The 12295-nt window shown below is 61.5% G+C and carries 11 protein-coding genes; 3 read left to right on the plus strand and 8 right to left on the minus strand.

The features are described 5' to 3' along the window. Positions 1 to 38: 38 nt before the first annotated feature. The 6 genes from hppD to CQ041_RS06635 form a co-directional block, all read right to left on the minus strand. Positions 39 to 1115 (minus strand): 4-hydroxyphenylpyruvate dioxygenase, encoded by a 1077-nt coding sequence (gene hppD / locus CQ041_RS06605; RefSeq protein ID WP_105521660.1) that lies wholly within the window; start codon positions 1113 to 1115, stop codon positions 39 to 41. A gap of 291 nt (positions 1116 to 1406) precedes the next feature. Then, on the minus strand, positions 1407 to 2129 hold the full coding sequence (locus CQ041_RS06615) for a molecular chaperone (protein WP_105521662.1): 723 nt from the start codon (positions 2127 to 2129) through the stop codon (positions 1407 to 1409). Then, on the minus strand, positions 2126 to 3148 hold the full coding sequence (locus tag CQ041_RS06620) for a fimbrial protein (protein ID WP_105521663.1): 1023 nt from the start codon (positions 3146 to 3148) through the stop codon (positions 2126 to 2128). Before CQ041_RS06620 ends, CQ041_RS06615 begins: the two co-directional genes overlap by 4 nt. Continuing rightward, positions 3145 to 5694, minus strand: coding sequence for a fimbria/pilus outer membrane usher protein (locus CQ041_RS06625; protein WP_105521664.1), 2550 nt, complete (start codon positions 5692 to 5694; stop codon positions 3145 to 3147). The genes CQ041_RS06620 and CQ041_RS06625 overlap by 4 nt, the downstream gene beginning before the upstream one ends. A 3-nt stretch (positions 5695 to 5697) precedes the next feature. Then, a complete protein-coding gene (locus tag CQ041_RS06630) occupies positions 5698 to 6489 on the minus strand; it encodes a molecular chaperone (protein ID WP_105521665.1) in 792 nt (263 codons plus the stop codon). A gap of 24 nt (positions 6490 to 6513) precedes the next feature. Continuing rightward, on the minus strand, positions 6514 to 7083 hold the full coding sequence (locus tag CQ041_RS06635) for a fimbrial protein (RefSeq protein ID WP_105521666.1): 570 nt from the start codon (positions 7081 to 7083) through the stop codon (positions 6514 to 6516). A 154-nt stretch (positions 7084 to 7237) separates the two neighbouring features. Between CQ041_RS06635 and CQ041_RS06640 the strand changes: the two genes are divergently transcribed. Then, entirely contained in the window at positions 7238 to 8797 is a 1560-nt protein-coding gene (locus tag CQ041_RS06640) for an EAL domain-containing protein (protein ID WP_105521667.1), read from the plus strand. A 169-nt stretch (positions 8798 to 8966) separates the two neighbouring features. After that, positions 8967 to 9332 (plus strand): histone-like nucleoid-structuring protein, MvaT/MvaU family, encoded by a 366-nt coding sequence (locus CQ041_RS06645; protein ID WP_105521668.1) that lies wholly within the window; start codon positions 8967 to 8969, stop codon positions 9330 to 9332. A gap of 100 nt (positions 9333 to 9432) precedes the next feature. On the opposite strand, the gene CQ041_RS06650 is transcribed toward CQ041_RS06645, so the two are convergent. After that, positions 9433 to 9969, minus strand: a complete 537-nt coding sequence (locus CQ041_RS06650; protein ID WP_105521669.1) for a DUF4946 domain-containing protein — start codon at positions 9967 to 9969, stop codon at positions 9433 to 9435. Positions 9970 to 10151: 182 nt separating this feature from the next. On the opposite strand from CQ041_RS06650, the gene gloA reads away from it, so the two are divergent. Further along, positions 10152 to 10673, plus strand: coding sequence for a lactoylglutathione lyase (gene gloA, locus CQ041_RS06655; RefSeq protein ID WP_105521670.1), 522 nt, complete (start codon positions 10152 to 10154; stop codon positions 10671 to 10673). A gap of 51 nt (positions 10674 to 10724) precedes the next feature. On the opposite strand, the gene ahpF is transcribed toward gloA, so the two are convergent. Next, complete coding sequence (gene ahpF / locus CQ041_RS06660) at positions 10725 to 12290, minus strand: alkyl hydroperoxide reductase subunit F (protein WP_105521671.1); 1566 nt, start codon at positions 12288 to 12290, stop codon at positions 10725 to 10727. Between the last annotated feature and the right edge of the window lie 5 nt (positions 12291 to 12295).

The raw sequence follows: 12295 nt of genomic DNA on the forward strand, positions 1-12295 counted from the left end.
GAAAACCTCTCAACCGGGCGTTGATGTCGCGCTCAGGGTTACTCGGTGGTCAGCACACCGCGACGCACCTGGTCACGTTCGATGGACTCGAACAAGGCCTTGAAATTACCCTCGCCAAATCCATCATCGCCCTTGCGCTGAATGAACTCGAAGAACACCGGCCCCATCAGGGTTTCCGAGAAAATCTGCAGCAACAGGCGCTTGTCGCCAGCGATGGAGGAACCGTCCAGCAGAATGCCGCGTGCTTGCAGTTGATCGACTGGTTCGCCGTGGTTGGGCAGGCGGCCTTCCAGCATTTCGTAGTAGGTGTCCGGCGGCGCGGTCATGAAGCGCATGCCGATACTCTTCAGTGCGTCCCAGGTTTTCACCAGGTCGTCGGTGAGGAACGCCACGTGCTGGATGCCCTCGCCGTTGAACTGCATCAGGAACTCTTCGATCTGGCCGGCACCCTTGGATGACTCTTCGTTCAGCGGGATGCGGATCATGCCGTCCGGAGCGCTCATCGCCTTGGACGTCAGGCCGGTGTATTCGCCCTTGATGTCGAAGTAGCGCGCCTCACGAAAGTTGAACAGCTTCTCGTAGAAGTTGGCCCAGTAGGCCATGCGCCCGCGATACACGTTGTGGGTCAGGTGGTCGATGACCTTGAGGCCTGCACCTTGAGGGTTGCGGTCCACGCCTTCGATGAACACGAAGTCGATGTCGTAGATCGAGCTGCCCTCACCGAAACGGTCGATCAGGTACAGCGGCGCACCGCCGATACCCTTGATGGCGGGCAGGTTCAGTTCCATCGGGCCGGTTTCGATATGGATCGGCTGGGCCCCCAGTTCCAGAGCACGGTTGTAGGCCTTTTGCGAATCCTTGACGCGGAATGCCATGCCGCACACCGACGGGCCATGCTCGGCAGCGAAATACGAGGCGATGCTGTGGGGCTCGTTGTTGAGGATCAGGTTGATCTCGCCCTGGCGATACAGGTGGACGTTCTTGGAGCGGTGGGTCGCGACTTTGGTGAAGCCCATGATCTCGAAGATCGGCTCCAGGGTGCCCGGCGTCGGCGACGCGAACTCGATGAATTCAAAGCCCATCAGGCCCATTGGGTTTTCGTATTGGTCTGCCATGGTGGCACCTCATCATTCTTGTCATATAAACGGCGTTATTGGCGAGCAAGGATGAGGACGGCGGGTGGAGCGCAGGAAAGGCCTCGCACGCTGCGGGCGAGGAAGTCACCAAAGATGAGGGGAGAACCCAATAGCTTCATGGTTGCATCAGTCTCTGACGGCTGAGGCTTGCGTGAGCGCAAGTCCATATTCTTGTATGCGTAAATCGATTCTACACAGCGTAACCGCATTTGTCCGTACTCTTATCAAATCCCCATGTCCTCCCCCGTGCAAGCGGTTTATTGCGTGCTATCACGGCAAGGGCTGGGTGTGATGCCTGGGTATGCCGTAGTCATCCAGCGTGGTGAAACTGATGGATGCCGGGCCCGCCCTTGCCGGCAGCGTCTCGCTCAGCGCCAGGCGTGTGGTGGTCAACGGTGCCAGCATGGGTGGATCCTGGCTGTGGCGGCGGATGCCGGCGCGTGTCAGCGCCACACGCGACAGGCTCAGGTAGAACCCGGTCGGGTTATGCACTTCGAGTTCGCCGGATGACGTGTCCAACAACCGCCATCGCAGTGCCTGAGGTGCTGAGGCCGCGTCGCCGGCCAGGCCCTTGGGCCGCAGGAACACTTTGATCCGGCTGCGAATGGCCAGCCGCACGCTCGCCTGCCCGCCCTCGACGGGGCTTGGGGCAATGCCCAGTACATTGAGCCAGTACACCGCTTCACGGTCGGACGCTTCGCGCTGCCCATCAACCGCCTGCAAAAACACCCGCAACGATGCCCGTTGTGCCGCCTCCATGCGCAGTATCGGCGGCGTCACGCTGAAGGGGACGTCGACAAACTCGGGGCGGACCTGTGCATCACCGCTGTCCATCCACACTTGCACCAGGCGTGGCCCCGTTGCCTGATTGGTGAGATGTACCGTTACCTCGCGTTGTGTGGCGGGGTAGATGAGCCGCGTGCGATCAATCACCACCTCCGCCCACGCCCCTGCGGCGAAATAGGCCAGCAGCAGTGCGCACCAGCGCTTCATCGGTAACTCAGCGTGAACGTCGCGACACCCATCGCGGTACCGGGCGCGATGACGGGTGCCGTCTGCAGGTAGCGTGCCGTGAGTTGGATCTGGAACGTGCCGTTGTCGGTGCTGCCCGCGCGCCACTGGTTGAGGTTGCCGAGGGCATTGGAATCGGCGCCGTAGGCGACGGCAGTACCGTTGTGCAACAGTTGCAGGGCAACACCACGCGCGGTCGACGTCGGGAGGAGCGACAACTGATTGCTGCGGTTACCCGGTTCGGTCTGGTCGGTCAGTGTGACCAGGACCTCGGCCTGGGCGCCGGTGCCATCGGCGCATTGAAGCTCAATCGTTGCGCTCGCCGAACCGGCACTGCTGCCCACGCCAGTGAACTCGCGATTCGGCACGATGCCCAGGTCCATGTTCAGGCTCGGGGTGGAGACCGTGCAGGTGGGTGGGCGCGGCGGCCCAATCAGCGAGGCGCCCAGGTTGATCAGGTGCCGATTGTTGTCGGTGTAGAGCTTGAGACTGGCCAGGTTGCGCGGCAGCAGTACGCCGCCCGTGATCGGTCCCGTGACAAAGAAAAACACGCGCCCCCTCACCCCCCATGAGGGATGAGGCGGGTAGATCGGCCCACGCATGATCGAGGTGCCTGTGCCGACAGTCTGCCAATCACCCTCATCCTGAGCCACCACACCAAAACCGACGCCCGCTACGCCGGTTCGAAACACCGGGATGTTCAAGCCAAAGTGGCTGACCCTTCGGTTGGCGGAAACGGTCTCGCGCGCCAGGCTGATCTCGGTGTAGTAACCGATCACCAAGCCGCTGTAGGTACAGCGCAAGGCGTGTGGCAGACCGAATGCGTAGCCGTTCGGGTCACCCAATATTTGTCCGGGGATCGGGTTGGCGGGCACGTCGAGCATCGGGATGGCCACCACCGTTGGCGGCTCCGGGACGCAATTGGCATTGCCCTGTACCGTGGCTGGCCCCAGCGCCATCGCCAGGGTCAATACCCAGCCTGCAATCTTGGGATGCCTCATGTGCTGACCTCCGGCGCCGGGACTGCCACACACTGGCCCTGCAACACGTCGGGACTGGCCTGGCGTTCGCCTGCTGGCGGCGGTGGCAGCCGATAGTCGATAACGCAGCGGCCGTCATGGGCTTCGCTCCACTGCACGGTCAACCGTCCCTGCTCGGCGATGCCGCGGACAAAAGCCTTGCTGGCTTGCCCGACCACACCCACCTCTTGGCCTCGCTCATCGAACACCTGGGCAGCGAATGGCAATGGCTGGCCATTGTCGCGCAGGGCCTTGAGCACCACGGCACGCCCACTGACGGTGGTGAAGTCGACACGGGCGATGGCGCCCAGTGTCGGCGTAACGCTGCGCGACGACTCACGCAGCTCAACATCCATGGCCATGCCCTGTGGATCCAGGGTCAGCACGTTGTTCTGGAACGCACGCAGGGAAGACACCACCGCATAGCCCCTGCGGTCGATACGCACGCCGTTGCCCAGGTGTGCGCCTTGCGCATCCCGCGCCTGCACCAAGGCGGACGCCTCGCCCAAGTGCTGCGACAGGGTCAGGCCGCCCTCGTGCAGGACCACGCCGCCGTCGGCACTGAAGGACAGTTGGGCGCTGTCCCGCGCGCGGCCGTAGCCGGCGCGCAAATCCGCCACACCGGTGCGCATTCCCGCATAGGCATTCACTGTGTTGCTGGCGCCCCTGGGCGCACGGCTGCGGCTACCGGAAATACCGTAGTTGACCGCGCCCTGCTCGCCCAGCAGACCACTGAGGCCAAGCTGCTGCTGGCTGCCGCGACTGTCCCCGCGATCGCGAGCGAGCGAGGTATACAGGCTGGGTGAGCGCAGCGATGTGCCCAACGGCATGCTCAACGTCAATACCAGCCGGTTGTCGAGGCGGCCTGGCAGCCCTGCTCGCCTGAAAAACACCTCGTCGCTGCGTTCGCGATCCGCTGGCGTTCGAAGGGTGTCTTCAATGCGTGAGCGCTGGGCCGACAGGTTCCAGGAAACCTTGTTCCACTGCGCACCATAACTGAGGGTATAGGACGTCTGGCGCCCGTATTGGCGCTGCCAGTAGTCGACCGAACTGCCGAACAGGCTCAAGGTGCCAGCGCCCAGGCGTTGGTTGAGGGTAAAGTCGAGCCGGTTTTTCTGCCGGGGCATACCTGCCAGGCCGTGGCGACTCACGGCCTCATGGACACCCCGGTAACCCACGGATGAAAACCGGTACGCGCCCAGCACCACGTGCGTCCCTGTTACGGGCAGGTTTTTGTTGTAGCCCAGCCCAAGGCTGTGCCCGGTGACGCCGCCCTGGTCAGGCACGCGGGTGCGCGACTCGCTGCGGTCAAGCGAAAACGCCCCCAGTGGCGTACCCACGGCAAACCCCAACTTGCCCAGCGTGTGCGCCTCGGTCAGCGACGCGCCACCATACAGGGTCAGTGCGTTGCTCAAGCCCTGGGCCAAGGTGCCCTGAAACACCAGCGGTGTTTCTGCGGAGCGACCATATGGCCGTGCATGGCCCAGGTTGAGGCTGTACTGGCGAGTGCCGCTGCGCAACAACAACGGCGCGACGGACCAGGGCACGATGAAAGTGTTTCGCCGCCCGTCGACTTCGGTGACGCTGACCGTCAGGTCGCCGCCGTACCCTGTGGGGTACAGGTCGTCAATCACGAACGGCCCGGGCGCCACCGTGGTCTCGTAGAGGATGTAGCCGTTCTGGCGCACGGTCACGGTGGCATTGCTGTCGGCCACGCCGTGGACCTGGGGTGCATAGCCTTGCCGGGATTGTGCCGGCATGCGTTCGTCCGATACCAGGCCGATGCCGCGCAGGCGAACCCCTTCGAGCAGCCGTCCGCCGCCAAAACTGTCCCCCAGTGTGAGCTGGGCCTGCCAGGGCGCAAGACCACGCTGCAAGGAGGTGGCGGTATTTCGATAACGCTGCAGGCCGCTGCGCGAGTTCCAGGCCTGGGCCCCTTGGTGTCGCAGTCGCCAGGCGCCGATATTCACGCCGCTGGCGATCCCGAGATAGCGTCGGTCCTCGCCCCGTCCCGTCAACCGGCTCGAGGCACTGAACGTGTAGTTGAGCAGTGCGGCGTCGATGCCATCGTCCCAATAGACGGGGTCGACAGCCCCCCTGGCAGCGCGTTTGAGGTAGACCTGGGGAATGCTCACCGACCATAGCAGGGTACTGGGGTCTACTGCGTCGGACGCCAAGGGCAACCAATGTTCCAAGGGTGTGCACGCCGGATAGCGCGGCGCTGGGGCCAGCGTGCGCGGTTCGACGCCCAGCCAGCCCAAGACCTGTGCGTCGACACAGGGCTGCACCCGCCCGCCCACTTCATTTGCCTTGATGTCGACAGGCTGACGGCCCAGGCGCACGCCGTTGACCACGATATCCATGGGGTAGCGACCGGGAATCAGCACGTTGGCCGTATCGAAGCGTTTGATATCGACCATCGGCGTCACCTGGCTGCTGAAGGCCTGCAGGTCGAACGTCAGGGATTGCACGTCTTCCAATGCCAGAAGCGCGCCGAACAGCCCTGCATAGACCCTGGCCCCGTTCATGGTTCAAAACCGCAGCGCCGCACGCTGGGGCGGCGAGAAGGCGCCGTAGTCATTGATGGTGCGAAAATGCACTTGAGCGTCCGACGGCACCGCCAACGCCTGGCGGGCGCGCAGCGACAGGGTCAGGGTGGCGCCGGGCGCCACCATGCCACTTTCGCCCTGCAGCAACTGGGCATCGGCGCGGGAGCCCAATGCCAACGCCACATCATTGAAGGTGACGTGATAGGGCGAAGGGTTGCTGACCACCAGTTGCAAGCGCCCCGCGCCCTGATGCAGGTTCCAGCGTAACTGGCCCATGGCGTCATCGGGCGAGCCCTTGAGCCGTGCTGGGCGGAAAAACACCTTGGTGCGTATGCGAAAGGCAAAGCGCAGGTAGTTCAGTTCGGGGATGTCGTAGGCGCTATCGTTTGGATTCACCTTGGGCGGGACTTCCAGCACATTCAGCCAGAACAGCGATTCACGATCGGCCGGCAAGGCCTCGCCGGTGTACACCAACCGGATCGCCTGGCCTTTGCCACCGTCCACGCGGAACACCGGCGGTGACAGGCTGAACGGCACGTCGCTGGCGTCAGGCCCGTCCAGGTGCCCGGCGTGCTCAACCCAGGCCTGGACCAGGCGCGGTGCCTGGGTGTCCTCGTTGGTGATCTGGATGGTGATTTCACGCTGGCGCTCGGGGTAGATATGGCGGGTGCCGGTGATGATCACTCCGGCAGCCGCGATGGGGGCCGCGATGAGGGGCAGGAGGAAAAGGGCCAGCGCCAGGTGTCGACAGGATCTGCGTGATGACGATGCCATGATGTCCTCCTGCCCGGTACCGGTTCACGGGAACGTGATGGAGTACTGCACGTCCGCCTTGACGGGACCTTCGGTTGCCGCATCGGTCGCGATGTATTGGGCAAAAAAGGGCAAAGTCGCAATCCCACTGGTGGCGTCCAGCGTGACCGACGTCGAGTTGCTCCCCAGGCGCAAATCAATCGGCGCGTTCACGGTGCCGTCAATGATCTGCACCTGAACATTGCCGGCGCCCGACGCAGCCGTATTGAGCAGGTTGCCGGTCAGCGAACTGATCCCGGGACTGGAGCTTTCAAAGTGCACGGCAACCGCGCCGGTGGTACAGGGTGAACCGCCTCCGCCCACGTAGATGTAGAACGGCCTGCTGCCCGCCGTGGCCCCGGCTTCTTTCAATGCAGAGACCTGCACCTTGCTGAGCGCCACCTGGAAGTTATTCGTGCCTCCCGGTGAAGGCCCCGTACCCCCGCTGATGGCACAGGTGGTGCCTTCAATCTGGCCGGTAATCGAGATTTGCCCATCCGCCGCATTGGCCGTACTCGCGCCGCCGCCGACTGCCAGGCTCATTACCATTGCAATTGCCAAACATTTGCTTTTCATGACCAACCCGTCCGTGAAGCAAAACTGACAGCTCGATCTTAGGTAACTCCCACCCAGGTGCCTACTGACCGAACGGCTAGGTACGGCGAGCTTATTGTGGCCGCCCCATCTATCATCAGACTCACTCCGATTCCTGCGACAGGCCGTTCCCCCCATGCCCCTGACCGTCAACGGCCCGCGAAAACGCGCCACACGCTATCTGATCACCACGCTGAGTGCGCTGCTGCCGGTCGCACTGGGGGTCGTCATCCTGTACTGGCAGGCCGAGCGTACCTTGCAGCAAAGCACCGCGCAGACCGCCCAGGAGGCCGTGCGCCAGTTCGACCTGATGCTCGACAACACCACCCTCGCCGCTCAAGCCTTGATGCCGCTCGCGGGAAAACCCTGTGATAACGCCGCGCAGTGGGCCCTGCGTGACCAGGTCACACGCCGGCCATTCGTGCGGGCAACCACCTTGTCCTGGCAGAGGAACATCTACTGCAGCTCGCTGTTTGGCAGCGACTATGAGTCACCGGTCAACCCCGACGATTATGTGGATGGCCGTTTGTGGCTGATGAATGGCAACCCGGTGACGCCGGACACTGCCCTGCTGGTGTTTCGGCTGGTAGATGGCGACAAGGCGGCCTTTGCTTCAATTGACGGTTACCACCTGACCAATGTGCTGCGCTTGATCAGCCGTTATGCCGACCTGGTGCTGCAAGTCGGCCCCAACTGGCTGAGTGGTGCCGGCCAGGTGCAGCACACGGCAGTGCCGGTCTTTGCGGTTGCCCATCACCAACTGGCCTCCGCGCGTTATCCCTACAGTGTCGCCGCCGGCATGCCTGCCGGCGAGGTGTGGCGGTACATGCAGGCCCGCTATCCCGCCTTATTCAGCTTGCTGGTGTTTTTCGGCGTGATGGCGGGCATCCTCGCCCATTGGCTGCAAAAGCGCTCATCGGCCCCCACCCATGAATTGCGTCGTGCGTTGGGTGCCGACGAATTCATCGCCTATTACCAGCCTGTCGTGCGCGGCGATACCCGCGAATGGGCCGGCTGCGAAGTGCTGATGCGCTGGCAGCACCCCAAGGAAGGCCTGGTATGCCCTGACCTGTTCATTCCGCTGGCCGAGCATTCGGGCCTGATCGTACCGATGACCCGTGCCCTGCTGCGCCAGACCGCCGCGCAACTGGCGCCTCACGCCGCACTGTTCAGCCCGGGGTTCCACATCGGCGTGAACATCACGGCCCGGCATTGTCAGGACCTGGCGCTGGTGGACGACTGCCGTGAGTTCCTGGCTGCCTTCGCACCGGGTCAGGTTACCCTGGTACTGGAGTTGACCGAGCGTGAGCTGATCACCCCCACCGAGATCACCCACCAACTGTTCGACGCTTTGCACGGGTTGGGCGTGATGATCGCGATTGATGACTTCGGCACCGGACACTCGAGCCTGGGTTACTTGCGTCACTTCAATGTGGATTACTTGAAGATCGACCAGAGTTTTGTCGCCATGATCGGCGCCGATGCACTGTCACGGCATATTCTGGACAGCATCATTGAACTGTCGACCAAACTGGACCTGGGCATCGTCGCGGAGGGTGTGGAAACTGCACAGCAGTGCGAATACCTGGCCAAGCAAGGGGTGGACTTCTTGCAAGGCTACCTGTTCGGCAAGCCATTACCCTGTGGTGAGTTCATTCAATCACTCAATAGTCACAGACTTGGCGCGCAGAGATAATGTTATTGAGACTCAAGACATGATTTACTCATGGCAGATTAACTACTACAATTTTTCCTGCCTGTGCAGAATTGGCAGGGCGGCTTCTTTCCAGGGTCGTCTTAAAGCGCTTGGCTTATAGCGTTGTCTGCAGTAGATATCAGCCAACTACACTATTGGAGTACAGATTTTGTCCAGACTCGCCGAATTTCGCGCAGCAGAAAAAGCCCTTCAAGAGCAGCTCGCCCAGCTGGAATCGTTGAAGAACGATGCTGGCCTGAAGAAAGAAATCGAATTCGAAGAAAAGCTTCAAGCCCTGATGAAAACTTATGGCAAGGGCCTGCGTGACATCATTTCGATCCTTGATCCGAACCCGGGCAAGGCCGGCGCAGCGGTCGCCGCCGCACCAAAACAGCGCCGCGCACGCGTGGTCAAGGTGTATCAGAACCCGCACACCGGTGAACTGATTGAAACCAAAGGTGGTAACCATCGTGGCCTCAAGGCCTGGAAACAACAACACGGCGCAGCCACTGTAGACTCCTGGCTTCGCGGTTGATCACACCGCACTAACTAAGAGCCCCGCCTAAGCGGGGCTTTTTCATTCACAGGTTCTGCAACCAACTTAAATAACATTTCATGCGCGCGGTGCAATGCACTTAAAGTTTCAGACTGTCACGCACCGCGCTGACTTCAGCCTTGCTCGATTCGTACACCTCGGCCTGCCCCGCGTATGAAAAAACATACGCATTATCGGCATCCACCGCGCCGACCAATGTTTGCGAAAGCACATGCCGGCCGTTTTCGGTTATCACGCAAGTAGTTTCCAGTGCTTCAAGGTGGCTCAATGTTGTAGCGCGCATTTTGCTGCACACACTTTGATAACCCCCTTGGGCAAAATCTTTCTGGATCGACTTGCGCATCTCCAGTAATACGCCTTGAAGATTAACCTTGTGGCCGGTGTCAATTGGCGTGCCCGTCAACTCCATGACCATCAGGGTGTTACCGGTTTCATCCTGCTTGATGGCACGCTGACGAGACACGGCCTGGGCGGTGGCCGGAGCCTGACCCTCGGGAACGACCGCTTCGACTTGCCAGCCGTTCGGCCAGACGACCTGCGGCTCGGCCGCCAGCACGACAGGACTGACCAGCAGCAACCACCCAGCACTTAACAACGCGTTACGACATTCAATCATTGCGAAATCACCCAAGGCTCCAACGGCAAAGTCTGAGCCCCGACAGCCAGGGTTCGCAAGGGCGGCGTGGGCTTTTTCATTTGGCGTGGCAGACAGGCCTTGCGTATCATGCCTTCCCTGCACGGACGCGTACTGCAAGCCAAGGGACCGCCCACACTTGCCCCATTTTTTCTGGAGGGCCCATGAGCCTGCACGAATTGAACACTTTCCCGGGTGTTACCGCCCAACCTGACGCCGCCACCTCGAACTTCGTGTTCAACCACACCATGCTGCGCGTCAAGGACATCACCCAGTCGCTGGACTTCTACACCCGCGTCCTGGGCTTCTCCCTGGTGGAGAAACGTGATTTCCCGGAAGCTGAGTTCAGCCTGTACTTCCTGGCCCTGGTAGACAAAAACCAGATCCCGGCCGATGCCGCCGAGCGCACTCAGTGGATGAAGTCGATTCCGGGGATCCTGGAACTGACCCACAACCACGGCACCGAAAACGATGCCGACTTCGCCTATCACAACGGCAACACTGACCCGCGTGGCTTTGGCCACATCTGCATCTCGGTGCCGGATATCGTTGCTGCGTGCGAACGTTTCGAAGCCCTGGGCTGCGACTTCCAGAAGCGCCTGAGCGATGGCCGCATGAAGAGCCTGGCGTTCATCAAGGACCCGGATGCTTACTGGGTCGAGATCATCCAGCCCGCGCCGCTGTAACGAAAAAAACCCCATGATCACTCATGGGGTTTTTTATTGCCGCTCGCGACATTATGCCGGGGCGGATGTACGGATCAGGTGATCAAAAGCACTCAGCGACGCCTTGGCGCCCTCGCCTACCGCAATCACGATCTGTTTATAGGGCACGGTTGTGACGTCACCGGCAGCAAACACGCCGGGCAGTGACGTTTCGCCACGGGCATCGACAATGATTTCGCCACGCGGGGAAAGCTCAACGGTGCCTTTGAGCCAGTCGGTGTTCGGCAACAAACCAATCTGTACGAATATGCCTTCCAGCTCGACGGTCTTGAACTCACCGCTGTCGCGATCCTTGTACGCCAAGCCGGTGACCTTCTGGCCATCACCCTTGACTTCGCTGGTCAGCGCGCTAGTGATCACGTCAACATTCGGCAGGCTGTACAACTTGCGCTGCAACACGGCATCGGCGCGCAACTTGCTGTCGAACTCGAGCAAGGTCACATGGCTGACGATACCGGCCAGGTCAATGGCCGCCTCAACACCGGAGTTGCCGCCGCCGATCACCGCGACGCGCTTGCCCTTGAACAACGGACCGTCGCAGTGCGGGCAGAAGCACACGCCCTTGGCCTTATATTCCTGCTCGCCCGGTACACCCATTTCGCGCCAGCGGGCACCGGTGGCCAGGATCACGGTCTTGGACTTGAGGGTCGCACCGCTTTCGAAGCGAATCTCGTGCAACCCGCCGGCGTTTTTCGCCGGGACCAGGCTGCTGGCGCGCTGCAGGTTCATGATGTCCACATCGTATTGACGCACGTGGGCTTCAAGCGCGCTGGCCAGTTTTGGCCCTTCGGTTTCCTGTACCGAAATGAAGTTCTCGATGGACATGGTGTCCAGCACCTGGCCGCCAAAACGTTCAGCCGCCACACCGGTACGAATGCCTTTACGCGCTGCATAGATAGCGGCCGAGGAACCGGCCGGACCACCGCCGACCACCAGCACATCGAAGGCGTCCTTGGCACTGATCTTCTCGGCGGCTTTTTCGAGGCCGCTGGTGTCCAGCTTGGCGAGGATCTCTTCCAGACCCATGCGGCCTTGGCCGAAGTTCACGCCATTGAGGTACACACTCGGCACCGCCATGACCTGACGCTCGTCCACTTCAGCCTGGAACAGTGCGCCGTCGATGGCAACGTGACGGATGTTCGGGTTAAGCACCGCCATCAGGTTCAGCGCCTGGACCACGTCCGGGCAGTTCTGGCACGACAGCGAAAAGTACGTCTCGAAGCTGAACTCGCCTTTGAGGGCGCGGATCTGTTCAATCACTTCGACACTGGCCTTCGACGGGTGGCCACCGACTTGCAGCAGGGCCAGCACCAGCGAAGTGAATTCATGGCCCATAGGGATGCCGGCGAAACGCAGGCTGATCTCGGCACCCGGGCGATTGATGGAGAACGACGGCTTGCGCGCATCATTGCCATCGGTTTTCAGCGTAATCAGCGTGGTGAGGCTGGTTACGTCCTGCAAAAGAGCCAGCATTTCCTGGGATTTCGCGCCGTCATCGAGGGAGGCGACGATCTCGATCGGCTGAGTGACCCGCTCCAGGTATGACTTCAACTGAGCTTTAAGATTGGCGTCCAACATACGGG

The sequence above is a fragment of the Pseudomonas sp. MYb60 genome, from assembly GCF_002979555.1.
In the GTDB taxonomy this organism is placed as follows: Bacteria; Pseudomonadota; Gammaproteobacteria; order Pseudomonadales; family Pseudomonadaceae; genus Aquipseudomonas.